This is a genomic window from Brumimicrobium mesophilum, from assembly GCF_003025005.1.
GTDB lineage: Bacteria > Bacteroidota > Bacteroidia > Flavobacteriales_D > Crocinitomicaceae > Brumimicrobium > Brumimicrobium mesophilum.
In genome coordinates this window covers 89079-106851 of the sequence record NZ_PVSS01000007.1, presented here as the reverse complement: position 1 = coordinate 106851, position 17773 = coordinate 89079, and the positions used below count along the sequence as shown (strand labels likewise).

Annotated in this window: 18 protein-coding genes; 11 read left to right on the top strand and 7 right to left on the bottom strand. The window is 33.2% G+C overall.

Annotated features, from left to right (window positions below):
* Positions 1-33: 33 nt before the first annotated feature.
* The 4 genes from C6368_RS08940 to C6368_RS08925 all read right to left on the bottom strand — a co-directional run bounded on the left by C6368_RS08940 (position 34) and on the right by C6368_RS08925 (position 5686).
* On the bottom strand, positions 34-738 hold the full coding sequence (locus C6368_RS08940) for a DUF2064 domain-containing protein (protein WP_107038854.1): 705 nt from the start codon (positions 736-738) through the stop codon (positions 34-36).
* Positions 739-987: 249 nt separating this feature from the next.
* On the bottom strand, positions 988-2754 hold the full coding sequence (locus tag C6368_RS08935) for an agmatine deiminase family protein (RefSeq protein ID WP_107038853.1): 1767 nt from the start codon (positions 2752-2754) through the stop codon (positions 988-990).
* A gap of 124 nt (positions 2755-2878) precedes the next feature.
* On the bottom strand, positions 2879-3289 hold the full coding sequence (gene ruvX / locus C6368_RS08930) for a Holliday junction resolvase RuvX (RefSeq protein ID WP_107038852.1): 411 nt from the start codon (positions 3287-3289) through the stop codon (positions 2879-2881).
* A complete protein-coding gene (locus tag C6368_RS08925; protein WP_107038851.1) occupies positions 3290-5686 on the bottom strand; it encodes a M1 family aminopeptidase in 2397 nt (798 codons plus the stop codon).
* A 173-nt stretch (positions 5687-5859) separates the two neighbouring features.
* Here C6368_RS08925 and C6368_RS08920 point away from each other — a divergent pair, with 173 nt between their 5' ends.
* Genes C6368_RS08920 through C6368_RS08905 form a run of 4 tightly spaced genes read left to right on the top strand, consistent with a single transcriptional unit; the run spans position 5860 to position 7808 of the window.
* Positions 5860-6447 (top strand): hypothetical protein, encoded by a 588-nt coding sequence (locus C6368_RS08920; protein ID WP_107038850.1) that lies wholly within the window; start codon positions 5860-5862, stop codon positions 6445-6447.
* A 2-nt stretch (positions 6448-6449) separates the two neighbouring features.
* Positions 6450-6716 carry a DUF493 family protein gene (locus C6368_RS08915; protein ID WP_107038849.1) on the top strand — a complete coding sequence of 89 codons (267 nt, stop codon included), beginning with the start codon at positions 6450-6452 and terminating at the stop codon, positions 6714-6716.
* 1 nt (position 6717) lies between these two features.
* Entirely contained in the window at positions 6718-7110 is a 393-nt protein-coding gene (locus C6368_RS08910) for a T9SS type A sorting domain-containing protein (protein WP_107038848.1), read from the top strand.
* A gap of 59 nt (positions 7111-7169) precedes the next feature.
* Positions 7170-7808, top strand: a complete 639-nt coding sequence (locus tag C6368_RS08905; protein WP_159038521.1) for a hypothetical protein — start codon at positions 7170-7172, stop codon at positions 7806-7808.
* Positions 7809-7818: 10 nt separating this feature from the next.
* Here the strand turns inward: C6368_RS08905 and C6368_RS08900 are convergent, their stop codons facing one another.
* Positions 7819-8736 carry an RluA family pseudouridine synthase gene (locus C6368_RS08900; protein WP_107038846.1) on the bottom strand — a complete coding sequence of 306 codons (918 nt, stop codon included), beginning with the start codon at positions 8734-8736 and terminating at the stop codon, positions 7819-7821.
* Positions 8737-8776: 40 nt separating this feature from the next.
* Complete coding sequence (locus C6368_RS08895) at positions 8777-10102, bottom strand: DUF389 domain-containing protein (RefSeq protein WP_107038845.1); 1326 nt, start codon at positions 10100-10102, stop codon at positions 8777-8779.
* A 270-nt stretch (positions 10103-10372) separates the two neighbouring features.
* Between C6368_RS08895 and C6368_RS08890 the strand changes: the two genes are divergently transcribed.
* The 4 genes from C6368_RS08890 to C6368_RS08875 all read left to right on the top strand — a co-directional run bounded on the left by C6368_RS08890 (position 10373) and on the right by C6368_RS08875 (position 12492).
* Positions 10373-10873 carry a hypothetical protein gene (locus tag C6368_RS08890; RefSeq protein ID WP_107038844.1) on the top strand — a complete coding sequence of 167 codons (501 nt, stop codon included), beginning with the start codon at positions 10373-10375 and terminating at the stop codon, positions 10871-10873.
* 12 nt (positions 10874-10885) lie between these two features.
* Positions 10886-11101 carry a helix-turn-helix domain-containing protein gene (locus C6368_RS08885; RefSeq protein WP_107038843.1) on the top strand — a complete coding sequence of 72 codons (216 nt, stop codon included), beginning with the start codon at positions 10886-10888 and terminating at the stop codon, positions 11099-11101.
* Positions 11102-11203: 102 nt separating this feature from the next.
* Positions 11204-12100, top strand: a complete 897-nt coding sequence (locus tag C6368_RS08880) for a flavin reductase family protein (protein ID WP_107038842.1) — start codon at positions 11204-11206, stop codon at positions 12098-12100.
* Positions 12101-12117: 17 nt separating this feature from the next.
* Complete coding sequence (locus tag C6368_RS08875) at positions 12118-12492, top strand: DUF3127 domain-containing protein (protein WP_107038841.1); 375 nt, start codon at positions 12118-12120, stop codon at positions 12490-12492.
* 246 nt (positions 12493-12738) lie between these two features.
* Here C6368_RS08875 and C6368_RS08870 read toward each other — a convergent pair whose 3' ends face one another.
* Complete coding sequence (locus tag C6368_RS08870) at positions 12739-13701, bottom strand: hypothetical protein (protein WP_107038840.1); 963 nt, start codon at positions 13699-13701, stop codon at positions 12739-12741.
* Positions 13702-13935: 234 nt separating this feature from the next.
* On the opposite strand from C6368_RS08870, the gene C6368_RS08865 reads away from it, so the two are divergent.
* The 3 genes from C6368_RS08865 to infC all read left to right on the top strand — a co-directional run bounded on the left by C6368_RS08865 (position 13936) and on the right by infC (position 17762).
* On the top strand, positions 13936-14940 hold the full coding sequence (locus tag C6368_RS08865) for an LLM class flavin-dependent oxidoreductase (protein ID WP_107038839.1): 1005 nt from the start codon (positions 13936-13938) through the stop codon (positions 14938-14940).
* 307 nt (positions 14941-15247) lie between these two features.
* Positions 15248-17188, top strand: a complete 1941-nt coding sequence (thrS, locus tag C6368_RS08860) for a threonine--tRNA ligase (RefSeq protein ID WP_107038838.1) — start codon at positions 15248-15250, stop codon at positions 17186-17188.
* Between the two features lie 31 nt (positions 17189-17219).
* Positions 17220-17762 carry a translation initiation factor IF-3 gene (gene infC / locus C6368_RS08855; protein ID WP_107038837.1) on the top strand — a complete coding sequence of 181 codons (543 nt, stop codon included), beginning with the start codon at positions 17220-17222 and terminating at the stop codon, positions 17760-17762.
* Positions 17763-17773: the final 11 nt, after the last annotated feature.

The following is a 17773-nucleotide window of genomic DNA, read 5'->3' as shown; positions in this document are numbered from 1 at the left end:
AATTAATATCCGAAAAATATCGGAGAATTGCTTCTAGGCTGCAGGTGAACCTCTAATTTCTGTAACGCCAATTTGGAGGGCGTTCATTTTTAACTGTCGATAATTATAGTGGTGATTTACGGCTGGTATTAAAGCTAAAAAGAAAAAATCTTCAACAAGGTAGATTTCCTTTTGAATCAATTGTTGAATAAATAATTTTAGATCTGAATGAGTACTCAATTCAGTGTACACTGTCTTTAGTTGAATATAACTACTTCCTTGGAAAATAGCACGTTCTTCTATAGACTCAACTACATGGTTTGTACTCCAATCAACTGCTTCGAAAGAACATTTTGAAAACGCATATTTTGTTAAACCAATGGTATAAGCTCCGCCTTGATTTGTTTTTCCAACAACAACATCATGTTTTTCAAATTGATGAACAACATCATAAAGCGTTTGATTTGTAACTTGAGGTGTATCATTTCCTAAACTGATTACAGCATCATATCCTTTTTCAAAAATTGATTTGAACGCATTTTTGAATCGTTCAGCAAAGGTTTCACCGTGTTGATTAGTAGAATCAATTACAAAGTAATCGTACTGTGTCTGTTTTACAGTATTTACAATCCGTTTATTGAGGTACTGAAATAATTGAACGTTCTTACTACTCTCTCCTTTTATAAGCTGTTTATGCTTGGATTCTTCGTACGCACTACGTACAAAGAGTAAGACCGCTATTTTACTAATATCCTTCAATTACTTAATAGGTTTAAACTGATTTTTCGACTAAGTTAGTATTAATCAAGGTTCACGGAATCGATTTTCTCTCCATTCATCTGAATAATAGCGTAATGTCAATATTATTACTTTTAATTCTACTAAACATTAGTATTTCGTTTTTGTTCGCTAAGCCATAAAATCAACTAAAAAATCCAAACACTAAAGTAGTGTTAACAAATAAAATACAAGTTTTAAAGTTGTATATTTTTTAACCAAATCACCTATTTACATGATTACCAATGACTGAACTTCTACTCTTTTATTTGAAGCAATGCGAACTGAATATGTTCCTTGAGCAAATTTATCGGCATCAATAAAGTGATTCTTTTCTCCTTGAGGAAATTTACCTTCGTAAATTAACTCTACCCTTCTACCCGTTGCATCAACCAGCTCAATTACTCCTGACTCTCCTGCATTTGCTTTAACAGGAATTACCGTTATAGAAGTTGCAGGGTTTGGATAAACTTTAAGAGATTCAATTTCTTCGTTATCCAAACCAACATCACCAGCATCAAAAACTGTAAATTTCCAATATCCAGTTGGTGCAGGCATAGGTCGAGTAATGGACTTACCAGAATTAGACTCAGCTTCAATATAATAGAAAACTTCTAACTCTCCAGTTTGTGCCGGAATATTCGCTTGCCAATCTTCACCTCCAATATCCGTCATTGAAATCGATTGATAAGTTCCGTTTTGACCAATTTTATAATATAAAGTTGCCGATTGAATTCCTGATCGATGCGAAATATACGCCGTTACCTCATAAGGATTTGTATTATCATAGGTGTCTCTTAAACGTTGATGTGAAATCATTAATGGATCTTCAACTCCCACAGAGTGAGTGATACAATGAATCGCTCCTCCAGAAGCAATTAAGGTTTCTCCATTTTCGCCATCCACGTTAACTCCAACAATATTATATCCTGGCATTGCTTCCTCCAAAACACGTTGTGCAATGGTATCATATTCTTCTCTATAAAAAGGAACAATCACGGTGTTATTCACGAAAACCTGATTTGCATAAGTTCTGTAATATCCATTATTGTCTGGATAATATCCACTTGTTGAAGGTGGAACTACAATTCTAATCACACGGTAAGGTGTTCCATAAACTGAAGTGAAATTAGATAATAAGTATTGTAAATTAGCTTCAATTTGAGGTCCATCAGCTGTTCCCATTGGATATTCAGTAACTAAAAGAGTTTCTTCATCCAAGAATTTTATTTGCATATCGATGTGATCAATATCATCATATGGTAAACGTTCAACTTTTATGTAATTATCAATTCCCATAAAGGAATTAAAAATAGAATTGAGCTCTTGATCTGTTTTTGGGGTCACACCAAAATTATTTCCAATTGCGTTTTCATCAATAATTAATTTGGATGAAATACTCGTTCCAAATCCGTCCGACATATAATTCCCACCAGTTGCTATCACATCAGTTGGAGAACTCGTCATTTGATAAATCGGAATATTTAAAAAGTTAGCATACGCTTCAGGCGCCCCGTTATCCAGTGGTCTTGGTCTATTATAAATCCAATCGACTAAAATTCTTGAGTCATTCCAATCCTGGTAAACAGTGTTAGCCGCATAATCCCTCATCCAAATGGAATTATAGTTTCTATCAAGATATTCTACGTTTGTGGTAGACACACCTGCATTTTGTAAAGTTAATTCTACATTAGCTTCGTTAGGTGTGATGATTAAAACTTTACATTCGTTAACTGCCGCAGCTACAATTCCTGTCAAAGTATTAGAGTAATTTGGAACCCAAGTTATCGTCAAATACTCGATTTCTTCCCACTCTGCCATTGTTCTCAAATTTCCATTAGGAGGAGTTGTAGAACCACGTTGTGGAGCATAATCACTAAATTGATAAGTTGTCATTTGTTCTTTCTCATCATCTGTCAGCCAGCGAGGTAAAGGTTCTTCCTGGGCGTGTAAGCCAATAAAAGAACAAAAAAGTGCAACTAAGAGAAAGTATTTCATAATGTGTTGAATTTCATATAAAACTACTAAAAAAAATTATTAACCACTACTCTAAATGGAAACCGGTGAGCAATTGAAATTAGCAATTCTTCTTCAACAGAATATTCACAATTAGGTACAATGATTAAATTGACGACATATATGACTGCAATATTATCGTAGCACTCACCTCATCAATTAATTCTTTCTGTTGTCTTTTCTTTTTCGAGACACCTCCTGCAATAAGAGATTGCATTGCCATTTTAGATGTAAATCTTTCGTCCATCATAACGATGTTTAAATCTGGAAACTGTTTATCCAAAGCTTCTTTGAACAATCGAACATTTTGGGAACTGTGAGAATCTTCCATATTTAAACGTTTGGGTTCTCCAAGAACAAGTGTTCCCACATTTTTTTCTTTGACAGTTTTAGTCAAAAAAGTCATTACTTCTTTCGTCAATACTGTGGTGAGTCCCGAAGCGATAATGTTGTTTTCATCCGTAATTGCGATTCCAGTTCGTTTCATTCCGAAATCTATTCCTAAAATTCTCTTCATTTATTCTTTTATAAATTTTTGCTTTCCTATTAGATTGTTTTGATCATAAATTGCAACATAATAAATTCCACTTGGATATTTCTTTGTAGAGATTACCATATTATTTTCAACCATAAACTCTTCGTCCATAGTTTTCCCATTGGTGTTGAAAATTTTGAATTGACTTGATTTTTTAGCTAAGTCCCATTTAATGTGCAATTTGTCTTTTGTTGGATTTGGATAGATTTTAATTTTATCAGGAAGATTTTCACCTGTTGTTTTTAATGAACTTTTTCGAAAACCAAAAGTGTACTCTCCTTTCAGAACGTCTGTTAATTCCATTCTTCCATAACCATCCGTTGAACTACCTAAGTCAAAGGCTTCGTAAAAACTGTATTCTTCCCAAGCTGTTTTTTGATTAGGCCTCCACAATAGTACCAAACTATCTTCATGAAATACAACTCCATTATGATCTTTCATCAGTCCATTATCTAAATTCCCGGCTACATTGTCTCTTGCATCATAAAGTAATCTTCCTTTGGCTTGAAAGCTATTAGAAATAATTCCATCTACCCTCCAATACCGATCTGGTGAAATTACATATTCAAATCCGCCATTTGAATTACCAAATCCATCTGGTGAAACTCTGTAATGTTCAACTCTTAAAAGTGATGAATCATTCTCTTCTTGAACGTTCATATAGAAATAAGCATAATTCATTTGTTTGATTGAAGCGCTTGAAACGGTTACATCTTCACCGGTCACTGCATTCAACAATCCGCTATCTTTATTTAAGTAAACCATTACTGGATCAAATGGTATCAAAACATCAACATTTTGAGTAGCCCCAGAAATATTTCTTGTTACGGAAAAGGTATTCCAATCAGAATCTACAAAAGTAATTTGAACAGGGACATCTTCAAAGTATTCAGGTGTTTCAAAAAGTTTTTGTTGAATAAAAACCTTTGCCTCTAATTGACTTCCTTGTGTATCTATTATAAACGAATCGATCTCAAAACCATTAAAACCAGGATTAAAAACATAGTTTTCAAAGAATTTATCTGTGTTGTAACCCGTAGAGTTTGTCAATTCATCTCTAAATTCTTCGGCATTTATACTTTTAAAAGCATAATTTGTTTGAATTGATTTTAGTCCGTTAAAGAAATTCGCATCACCCATGTGTGAGCGCAAATTATGCATTAATGTAGCTCCTTTGCTATAGGTATGAGTTCCATAAGTGGCATCATGTGGAACACCCGAAATCGATAAAAATCCTCCATCAATTGTATGCGCAGATTGAATCACATTTCTATGAATATCCTTTAATTCACTGATGTACCTTTCATAATCGTATACATGTTCCAAGAATAAAGATTCGCTAAAAGAAGCCAAGCCTTCATTGATCCACATATCCTCCGCTGTTCTGCATGTCACCAAATTTCCCCACCAATGATGAGAAAGTTCGTGAGCCATTAAAGTTTCATAATTCAAACTTCCATCGACCGCAAATTTTGGATACATCACACATGTAGAATGTTCCATCGCACCTCCGTTGAAAGGAACAAGGGCGAATCCTATCTTATTCCAAACATAAGGACCAAAATTAGATTCATAAGCATCCATTGCTCCAAATAAATTCGCAAATGAATTCTTTAAATCAGTGGTGTCTTGTGGTGTTGCAATCAGCATTACTGGCGTTTGTGAATTTGTTAAACTACTCGTATATGTTTGCGCTACATGGGTGTAAGGAGCTGCTCCAACACAGGCTAAGTAAGTTGGAATATCATCTTCTAAAATCCATCGGCGAATATTTTCATTGTTTGCTCCAACACTTTCATTTTCAATATAACCATTACTATAAGCTGTTATGGATTGTGGAGTGGTCAATTCAATATCATACGTTGCTCTTTCAACGAAATTATCAAAACACGGATGCCATGTTCTACCATAATTATGCGGTTCTGATTGAAAAGCAACTCCTAAATTATAGGCATAATTTCCTGAGAAATAAAAACCTCCGAAGCCTGAAGGATCAGTTTGGGGTGTTCCACGATAAAAAACAGTTACTGAATTCTGATCTCCAGCATTCATTGGAGTTAGAAAATCAATACGTAAAAGTGTGTCGTTATATGAATAGGTTAAATCATTCGCTCCCGATTTTACAGAATCAACTGTCAATTGAAGCAAATCCAGTGAAATTCCATCGATTGCATTCATTTTACTTTCAAAGCTAACTTTACAAGAAGCGGAAAGCACTTGAGCCGACATTTGTGTTAAATCCATTTTAATTTGATAATCCAGCACATCAATGGTGTCACTGCGCATATTATCTATCTCCCCATTTGTTTGACTAAAACTCAAATTTACTGTAGTAAAAATCAAGGCAACAATTAAAAAGTGGATTTCGAATTTTCTCATTATTAAGGTTTAAAAGTGCAAAAAATGATAATTGTTTGACGAATTTAGTGTTAAATCAAATAATAACGAAAGTTAAGCCCATAAAATAACACTCCCAAATATTGATATAAGATCAAAAAGTATTTATTCAACATTTAAAACCATAATTGATAGAAGTCATTAATTTTGTTTCCATGACTATTGAACAAGCTCAAATATTTTTCCCTAACCCTTCTAATGAAGATTTAGAAGATTTATGGGAACAGCGATTTTTCGAACAAAAACAGTTTTTCCTGACCCGACCTCCTATTCATCAAGTATGGAAATCAAGAATAAAGAAGCTTGAGCAGCAGTTTAATGCATTCCTGGTATTAACAGAACAAGAAAAACCTAAGGGAAAAACTCATAAAATTTCAAATGAGGATTCAGCTTTTTCCGATGAATTCATAGTTGCATTTCATCAATTTCATAAACAGAGAAATTTGTTTAAATCAGCCCTTTTGAAAGCTCAATACTATTCAGAACTTGTTCAGGTTATTGAAAATTGGTTAAAAACAGAACTATCTTATGCTCAGTACTGGTCGCATCCCGAAAGTAAAGTGAACGAAATTGAGGCACTTATTAGTAAAGAACTTGACCCAATGGAATTTTTAAAGGAACTAAAAGCAACTGAAATTTTGATTACTTCTCCATTAATCAAAGATCTAAAGGAGAACTATAATATTCTCCCTGAAAACGTAAAGAAAGAAGTAAAAAGGTTAACTTTGTTAGCGAAATTATAGATATGGAAGGACAATTTGACAAATTAAAAATACAGTTAGATTTACAAGAATGGCCAAGGTTATACTTGTTTAAATTTATTTCTCCAAGCGACAATCATAAAATTGCTTTGATCACTAATATGTTTGATAAAGTTTCGGATATTACTATTCGTCCATCAAGCAAAGGTACTTACACGAGTATTAGTGTAAAGGAAGTAATGATGAATGCAGATCGTGTGATTGAGCTTTATGAGGAAGCTGCAAAAATTGAAGGTGTAATAATTTTATAGTATGTTGTTAGCAATCGATATCCAACAATCCATAGCGAATATAGCATGGATAACCTTATTTATTTTATTGTTCTTAATAGGGTATAGAATTGTTGTAAGAAGAATGAAACGTGGTCAAATTGAAAAGAAACTTTATTTGACTTTACATCCAATTGAGAAGGAACCTGCGAGCGGAGTTGTACCCATTTTTATGGAAATGAATAATCCGCTAGAAGTTGAAATAAGTATTTTTTCTGTTGACCATTCAATAAACGAAATAATTGAAAATAAAACTTATAAAAAAGGAGGAAACATTATTCAATTGGATACAAGGAAATTTGAAAATGGATTTTATTTTTACCAAGCTAAATCCAACAATCAAAAAACAAAAAAACGTATTGAAATAAGAAATTAACACTTAAATATGTAATCTTAATTACATGATTTCGTTATGGCTTAAACAAAACATTAAATATGAAGCAATTTATCTTATCACTAGTACTACTAAGCACAGTTTTCACATCTTATTCCCAAGTGGATTTTGTACCGAATTCATCTTTCAAAGTTGAAGTAGGCTTACCAAACAACTCTAGCAACCAAGCTTTTCGTGACTTAATGCAAGGTTTGGTAATTCTTACTCCATCCTACCAACATACCTTTAACAATTCATTTTCTATAGGTGCTGGCTTACGATATGGATTTTTCAATGTGAATGAGTTCAAAAACAATGTTGACCTAAGTGGAGGAATGCACATCGCTGGGGCATTTGTAAAAATCGGTCGAGAAAAATTTTACGGTGATATTGGAATAGATTATGGCGTTAGAATTGGATATTCAGCAAATTTTTTCAACACCAACTATAATGATTCTTTGTCTGGAAAACCTTTTAGTAATGAAAGTATTTTTATTGAACCCACTTTTGGTATTTCACTAATGGCTACTGAAAGAACATCTTTTAGACTCGCTTTAGGATTTGCTGTGAATGATTTTGTTTTTTCTGCTGACCAAGTTGGAATAGAACAATTTAGTGCTTATGACATAAATGATTTAAACAAAAGAACGAGTTACTTTACAATTGGATTTGGGTATTCTTACTATTTCGGAGTGAAGTAGTTGACTATTTCTACTTATGCGCTAGTCTTTTAACCCAGTTTTCTTCTCTTTTTAGAAATCTATCGAATTTATTAGGCAACTCTATTTCAAAATCAAGTTGCTCCTTAGATTTTGGATGAACGAATGAAATACTAAACGCTGCTAAAAACATTCCTTTATGCTTGAGTGTATTGCCCTTCACACCATACTGCTTATCTCCCACGATTGGAAATCCTAAACGAGACAAATGTATTCTCAATTGATGCTTCCTGCCAGTTACTGGAGAAAGTTTAATTAGTGAAATCCATTCATTTTTTATTGAGGGAAACACTCCCACAGATTCAAAATGGGTTAAAGCAATCTTCTGGTCAATTGGTGTGTTTAGCGTTCCTCTCCCTTCCAACTTGCCTTGAACAATCGCTTTATAAAATTTATGAACCACTCTTTTCTCAAACAATCGACCTAGTGCTACGCGAGAACTATGCGTTTTTGCGATCACCACAATTCCGTGGGTGAGTGCATCCAATCGATGAACTGGCAAAGGAATAGGCAAATAATCTAAAGCCTGACTTCTTTTCAAATGATGAGGTAAAGCATTCTGCAGTGTTTTAAATGTATTACCTGAAACTGGTATTCCAGCTGGTTTTTCAACTATTGCTAATTCATCATCTTCATAAACAATATTTAAATCAATTTCAAATTCTTTATGTTCAACTACACTATTTTCATATACAATAATGGAATCTCCTTGAGCAACATAATCACCCGACTTGGATGGCTTATTGTTTAAATAAATCTGATTGCGTGATAATGCTTTTTTTATTCCTTTTCGAGAAGAAATAGTTGCTAGTTTTCCAACCAAGTAATCATAAATTCTTGTTGACTCCTCACAACTTTCAACTGTTAGTTTTTCTATTTCAGTTTTTTGAGATTGAGGTAAATCAGGCATTTTTAGAATTATTTATGTGAAGTGAATTTCTAATTATTTATTAATCAAAAAACACTTTTACTTCTTCGGCATTAACACGTTTTCGAACCCATGTATTAATCTTACTTCTTTCCTCCTTTTTAACTCCTAAAGAGTCAAGTGTAAAAAGAACTATTGCTGTTTCATATGGAGTATCCAAAGAGTCTTTAAATTTATAAGAACTTGCAAAAGTACAAGATTTCAGTTGAGGATAAATAGTTCTAATTTCATTCAATAAAACCCTACCCATATATTGATTTTTTTGGATACTATCTAATTTAGTTTCACGCAATCTAACCTCATTTGTAAGGTGATTGAGTTCCTCTCTTAAACGCATCGTTTCCGCATTATTGTCGTTAGAATTATTTGAAAATGACAATCCTTGTTGAATGATAATATTAGCATTTTTTATTCCAAAATCATTCACCTTACTCATTATTGCTTTCTTTTGAGTTTCATTTAAATCAGTTCCTCCATAAACAAGTGTAATTTCTCGTTTATTCTGATTTATATCACTCTTTAAAAGGTAATTGCCTTCAAAAAGGCTCACATTCGCTATATAATTATTTGCTTTTTCTGAAAATTTCTCATTTTGGACCAATCCATACCCAAAGTAAATACTTGGCAGAATAACCGCTATTATTACGATGGTAATCACCCTGTGAATTCTCTTCTTTTGCTTGTCATCTACAATTGTTCGAATAGGAAGTTTCAATAATTGCGTTACAATTACCGAAGCAATAGCAATAAAAACAGTGTTGATAGTAAACAAGTATAAAGCTCCAAAAAAGAAATGAAATTGACCTGTTGCTAATCCATAACCTGCTGTACACAAGGGCGGCATCAAGGCGGTTGCAATTGCAACACCAGGAATAACATTACCTTTATTTTTACTCGTAATCGCTATAATTCCAGCCACACCTCCAAAAAAAGCAATCATCACATCATAAATGGTGGGACTCGTTCGTGCTAATAATTCAGACTGAGCAGTAGATAGAGGACTTAGAGAAAAATACAAAAACGATGCTATCAAACTGGCACCAACTGCAAAAGAAAAGTTTTTAATGGCTCTTCTAAATAAATCTAAATCATAAGTTGCAATGCTATATCCCATAACATTTATAGGTCCCATTAATGGAGAGATTAGCATGGCTCCAATTATAACGGCAGTAGAATTCACATTCAATCCTACTGATGCCACAACAATGGCGAAAACTAAAATCCAAAGGTTTGTACCTTTAAATCTTAATCCTTTGAGAATTTCAGCATGAATAAAATCATGTGATTCAACCTCAGAATCTAAACTAAAGTACTCTGTGAGTTTTCTAAAGGCTTGCGATGGAGTCATTTTACTAGCTTATTTCTGCCAAATATAGCATAATGCTAATAAGTTATTGGGAAATGTTTAAAATAATATCAAATGAAAATATATCAAAAACATAGATTTCAAAAAGTTAAAATAATTTCATTTGATTAGACATTTTTTATCGAAGCTGCAATAGGTCTGAAATAGCAATACAAATTCAAAACCGAGTCAATAATTAATGTTTATCGTTAATTAATGTTTGCTTATCATAAATATTATGCTTTAATTTGGTAAAAATTAAAACTAATTAAAATGAAATTTATAAAAAACATACTGGTCTTTATTGTATTTGTGACGATTATCCAACTGTCAACAATCTATCTAAGTAGCAATGGCATGATGTGGATTGTGCTATTCATAATTGGATTCTTTTTCCTTAATCGAGCTTTAAGAAATTCGCTTTCTTTTAAAAACTATTTTACAAGCCCTTACAATATTACAACAGCTAAAAATTGCATTAAAAAGGAAATAGACATACCAAAAGAATTACTTTTCGAAAAGTTGAAAGAAGTAATTAATGATTCTAACTTTAAACTGGTTCAAACAGATGAAGAAAGATTAGAAATTTTAGCTACAACAAGCATAAATCCATATTCATGGGGAGAAAACATATACCTTTCATTTGAGAGTATAGAAGAAAATACTATTTTAACAATTTATTCAACGACATTATTTCAAAGAATTTCATGGGGAAAAAATAAAATTAATTTTAATAATTTGCTCAAACAAATTGATGATTCATTAACCGTTTAAAAACTTCACATTATGCCAATCATTGTAAATCTAGACGTAATGTTAGCCAAGAGAAAGATGATGCTCAAAGAGCTTTCGGAAGAGGTTGGAGTTTCAACCGTTAATTTATCAATTTTAAAACAGGGAAAAGTAAAAGCAATTCGGTTTTCTACTTTAGAAGCCATCTGTTCTGCACTAGATTGTCAACCAGGAGATATTCTGGAATTTGTGGAAGAAAATTCGGAATAAGTTTTCAGTATATTCAAGAACTTTTCAACAAAATCACTCTTTCATTTTTATTGAAGAAGATAAGCATTACCTTTGTCGACTTGCAAAAAATAACAGACTGATATGTTAACATTAGAGCCAAAAGATTTACCAATTCCAGTTTTACACCGATATTTATTAGGAGCTATCGGACCACGTCCAATTGCTTTTGCATCGACAATTGATGAAAATGGAATTCCAAATTTAGCACCTTTTAGTTTCTTTAATGTGTTTAGTGCGAATCCTCCAATTTTAATATTTTCTCCAGCGAGAAGTGGAAGAACAAACACAACTAAAGACACTTATGAAAATGTAAAAAAAGTTGCTGAATGTGTAATAAACGTTGTAAACTATGAAATAGTTGAGCAAATGAGTTTGTGTTCTTCACCGTATGACACTGACGTAGATGAATTCGTAAAAAGTGGATTAACTCCTGTTGCTTCTGAGAAAGTAAAACCTTTCCGTGTGAAAGAATCTCCAGTACAATTCGAATGTAAAGTTATTGAGGTAAAAGAATTAGGATCAAATGGAGGAGCTGGAAACCTTGTGATTTGCGAGGTTGTGAAAATTCACGTGAACGAAGCCGTTTTAGACGAAAATCAAATGATTGATCAACACAAAATTGATTTGGTTTCAAGAATGGGAGGAAATTGGTATTGTCGTGCCAACAAAGAATCGATGTTTGAGGTTGAAAAACCTGTAACAACAATCGGAATTGGATACGATAATATACCAGAAGATATTCGTACAAGCTCAGTTTTGACAGGGAACGATTTTGGTAAATTAGGGAGCGTAGAAGAGCTTCCAAATGAAACTGATGTTAACGAACACAAGTTAATTGAATTATCAGAACTTTTTGTAACTTCAGAAGATGAACCAGTCAAATTAGAGCTTGAACTTCATAAATTAGCCAAAACATATTTGGAGAAAAATGAAATTGAAGCCGCTTGGATGACATTATTAGCATTTAATAACCAATAATATAAAATAACAACATTATGTTAAGCATTTCAGGAATAGTAAAAGTAAAGAAAGACACAGAACAAATAACTGAGAAATTTAAGAAAAGAGAATTTGTAGTTACAGATGGTTCTGGAAACTACCCTCAAGATATCCTATTTCAATTGACACAAGAACGTGTTGATTTACTTGATAGCATCAACGTAAATGACGCTGTTAATGTAACTTTCAACTTAAGAGGTCGTGAGTGGACAAACCCACAAGGTGAAGTAAAATACTTCAACTCATTAGATGTTTGGAGATTAGAAAAAAGCCAAGGTGGTGGAGCTCCTACTCCAATGGATATTGCTCCAGCAAGTGCTGATAAAGCGGAGACGTTAGTCGACGAAGGAGACGACGATCTACCATTTTAGATTATAAAACCCAATAGCGTCGTTAAATTAATTTTTGAAAGCAGTCATTGACATTTGTCAACTCCTTGTATTTATAAAATTAATGTGCCTTGCTCTTGAATTTTCTAATTCAAAAATTGAGATTTCTTTAAGTACTTAAAAAACAGTTTCTCCTTACGGTAAGCGTTTCGACAAACTTTTAGATATTAATAATCCCTTCATGAAAAATCATGAAGGGATTTTTAATATTGCTCAGTACCAACTATGTTATAATTTAGTTTCTTCTTCTACTATTTTACTAATATAATTAATCCAAGCTTTTGCAAACAGAGAGTGGTAATGATAGTAATGAAATAAATATCTCTTTTGATAATTTGCATCCTCATCATCAAAACAATAAACTATTTTACCACTTGAAGCAAGAACCCTGAAGAAATCCATACGAAAAGCATTATCATTTAATAAATCTATTTCAGTTTTTTTCGAACTTATTACATTGTGTATTGGTATAAAAGCAGGTGCATAATTAAAAGTAGCGTTTGATATTTTAACTTTATCAATTTTTTCTAAAGAATATAAATTAATGCTGATTTCTGGTAGTTTCAAAAAACCTTTTTCTAATGATTTCAAACAATCCTTTTTATCATATTCTATTCCTATATTAAAACTTTGATTTACTGTTTTATAGAGCATCACAACATACTTTCCTTTTCTCTTAATTCTGTAACCATTAAATAATGAACTCATTATACCATCAAAAAAAACTATCCAGTTTTTAGAATTATACTTACTCCAAATTTCATCCTCTTTTCCCCTAGTTTTTTCATCGTTAATGACTTTGTCAAAAGCATTAAAATTAAAATGTTTGTCAATTATAGTTGTTAGAAATTCTTGATCACAATCCGTGTACACAATTTTATCATAACTTGTTATTAAAGTTTTTTTAACCCACAAAAAAGTTCCCGGAGACATTGGAAGAGCTACCCTTTCAGGTTGAATTAATCGAAAGTAAATCCCTAATTGTTCAACATATTTAGGATTAATTTTATCATCAATTGAATTGATAATTACATTAGCATCATATTTATTCTGATCAGAGATCACTTGAGTATGCAGGTCTAAATAACTAACGAACTCTTTACTTTCAACAACATTCCCATAAATTTTAATTGCTGTTTTTTCATCATTTCGTATTTCTTCTACCAACCTATTAATAGTTGTTTTAAACATAAACTCCATTTTTTAAATGGTCTTAAATTAATAACTAACATCCATATTTACAGCAAAATTTCAATTTCGTGGTAGTTTTTTTTTTATTAATCAGTTATTCTAGGTACTGTGAGTTTCTGTCTCGTTCTAGGAATTTATTTTTGATAATAAATCAATAATTATTCGTTAAAATCATTTATAGAAATAACAAATTCGCATATAATTTGTATTATGTAAACACAAGAATTTCAAACAATGAAAAACACAAAATATTCTATTCTAGAACTCGCAATGGTGAATGAAAATCTTTCTCACGAAGAGGTCTTTAAAAACAGCGTTGAAGTTGCTCAGAAAGCAGAAGAGCTGGGTTATCACAGATTTTGGTTGGCAGAACACCACAATATGGTGAGTATTGCTAGCTCGGCTACATCTGTATTAATAGGGCATATTGCTTCTCAAACAAAAAAAATCCATGTAGGTTCGGGTGGAATAATGCTACCGAATCATTCTCCTCTACTGGTTGCTGAACAATTTGGAACACTCGGTAATTTATTTCCAACTCGTATTGATTTAGGTCTTGGAAGGGCTCCAGGAACAGATCAAGAAACTGCACAAGCCATTCGCAGTGACAGAATGCAATCGGTGTATCAATTCCCAAATGAAGTGCGTGAAATTCAAAGCTATTTTGAAAACACTTCTTCAAAAAAGAGCATCAGGGCAACCACTGCAGAAGGTGTGAATGTTCCAATTTTCATTTTAGGATCAAGCACAGACAGTGCAAAGTTAGCAGCAGAACAAGGTTTACCTTATGTATTTGCGAGCCACTTCGCTCCTGCTCAACTACACCAAGCTTTGTCTATTTATCACAATCAATTCAAAGCTTCAAAATACTTGGACAAACCTTATACAATTGCGGCTGTTAACGTTATTGCTGCTGAAACTTCCGAAGAAGCTGAACGCCGCTCAACGAGTATGTACAGAATGATGTTGGGAGTTTTGACCCGCGAATTAGACTATATGCAACCACCCGTTGACATGAACGATGGAATTAGAGAGTTGAGTCAGCATCCAGCGCTACAAAACATGTTGAATTACACTTTTATTGGAAACAAGCAAGAAGTGAAAGAAAAGACCAAAAAATTTCTCAAAGAAACAGATGTGGATGAAATTATTTCAACTTCTTATTTGTATCACCAAAAAGATAGATTAGAATCGATTAGGATATTTTCGGAAGTGATGGAGGAAATGGTAAATGAATAATTACGAATTGCTTTGGACCATTGCATTCGATAGACCAATAGACTGTTACCTTCGGATGATAGCCGCCTTCGGCAAGCTATAAGTGTTGCCTTCGACGGGCTCAGCCAACAATGTTATTCTTCGGTGATTAAGCTTGTCGAAAGCACCGAAATTCAACGAGATTACCTTTCAGTGATATAAGCCTGCCGAATACACCGACAATCATTCGTAATTGTTTTTAACAAAGCATAAGATATTTTAAAGCCTACGAGAGACAAAAATCAAATGATTCTCGTATTTTTGCACCTCAAAAAGGTAGAGACAAACTATGAGTATTAAAGTTACACTTCCAGATGGAACTGTTAAAGAGGTTGAGAAAGGAACAACTTCTTTAGACATTGCCAAAGGTATAAGCGAAGGTCTTGCAAGAAACGTTCTTGCAGCTGAAGTAAATAATGAAGTAATCGACGCGATGCGTCCGATTGAAACCGATAGTACGCTAAAGTTACTCACCTGGAATGATAAAGATGGTAAATCTACAATGTGGCATTCATCTGCACACTTGATGGCAGAGGCTTTAGAAGCTTTATACCCTGGTGTAAAGTTAGCAATTGGACCATCCATAAAAAGTGGTTTTTATTACGATGTTGACTTTTTGGACTACACTTTCACTGAGAAGGATCTAGAGAAAGTTGAGCAAAAAATGAAGGAACTAGCTAAGAAAAAGAGTGAATTCGTTCGAGAGGAAATGTCTAAAGAAGATGCCGTTGCTTATTTTAAAGAAAAGCAAGATCCCTATAAGCTAGAATTATTAGAAGACCTTGAAGATGGGACGATTACATTCTATACACAAGGAGAATTCACGGATTTATGTAGAGGTCCACACATTCCACACACTGGAATTATAAAATCGATTAAATTAACATCTATTGCCGGTGCGTACTGGCGTGGAGATGAGAAAAATAAACAGTTAACTCGAATTTACGGAATTACATTCCTTAAAAATGCCGAGTTGAATGAATACTTGGAAAAACTTGAATTAGCACGTCAACGTGACCACAGAAAGTTAGGTAAGGAATTGGAGTTGTTTACTTTTTCACAAGCAGTTGGACAAGGTTTACCACTTTGGTTGCCAAAAGGTGCAGAATTACGTGAACGCCTGGAGAACTTCTTAAAGAAAGTACAAGAAAACAGTGGCTACCAACAAGTTATTACTCCACACATTGGAAGTAAAAAATTGTATGAAATTTCTGGTCATTATGCGAAATACGGAGCGGATTCATTCCAACCAATTCACACGCCAGATGAAAATGAGGAATTTCTATTGAAACCAATGAATTGTCCTCATCATTGTGAAATTTACAAGGCAAAACCACACTCGTATCGCGAGCTTCCTATTCGTTATGCAGAGTTTGGAACAGTTTACCGTTATGAGCAAAGTGGTGAACTTCACGGATTAACAAGAGTACGTGGATTCACGCAAGATGATGCGCATATTTTCTGTATGCCAGAGCAGGTAAAAAAAGAATTCCAAAATGTAATAGACATTGTACTTTACATTTTCAAAACACTGGATTTCAAGAAATTTACAGCTCAGATTTCATTACGTGATCAAAATGATCATTCTAAATATATTGGAAGTGATGAAAATTGGGAAAAAGCAGAAAATGCAATCATTGAGGCTGTTAATGAAAAAGATTTAAACACTGTAATTGAATATGGTGAAGCTGCCTTTTACGGACCAAAACTTGACTTTATGGTTGAGGATGCTTTGGGAAGAGAATGGCAATTAGGTACAATTCAAGTAGATTACAACTTACCTGAAAGATTTGAATTAGAATATATTGGCGCTGATAATCAAAAGCATAGACCCGTGATGATTCACAGAGCACCATTTGGTTCTATGGAAAGATTTGTTGCGGTTTTACTAGAGCATTGTGCTGGTGATTTCCCATTATGGTTATCTTCAGAGCAATACGCAATATTGCCAATTAGTGAAAATTTTAATGAATACGCAGAAAAAGTTTCTAAAGTTTTAAAAAATTCCGATATTCGCGGCTTCATAGATGATAGAAACGAAAAGGTAGGTAAGAAAATTCGTGAAGCAGAGATGGGGAAAACTCCATTTATGCTTATCGTTGGTGAAAAAGAAATGGAAACGAACACTATTTCAGTGCGTCAAAGAGGTGCAGAAGATTTGGGTTCAATGCCAATTGAAGACTTCATTAAAATTATTAATAAATTAGTCGAAGAAGAGCTAAGTCATTAAACAATAAAGACTTAACTTATAAAAAGAATAAATGAGAAAACCAAGAAGAACATTTAAACCGAGGCAAGAAGATCCTAATAGAATCAATGATCGTATTCGCGTTCCACAGATTCGTTTAGTTGGCGATGGGCAAGAACCTCAAATCATGGATACTAAGGACGCAATTAAATTAGCGGACGAACAAGACCTTGATTTAGTTGAGATTTCACCAAAAGCTAATCCACCGGTTTGTAAAATCATGGATTACAAAAAATTCTTGTATAACCAAAAGAAGAAAGAAAAAGAACTTAAAGCTAAACAATCTAAAGTTGTAATTAAAGAAATTCGTTTCGGTCCAAATACGGAGGAACACGATTTCAATTTCAAATTAGATCATGCAAGAAAATTCTTACAAGAAGGATCAAAAGTGAAGGCATTTGTATTCTTTAGAGGTCGTGCTATTGTATTTAAAGACCGTGGTGAGATTTTATTGTTGCGTTTTGCTCAAGAACTTTCTGAATATGGTACTCTTGAATTGATGCCGAAATTAGAAGGTAAAAGAATGACAATTATGATTAACCCGAAGAAGGATTAATCTATACAATA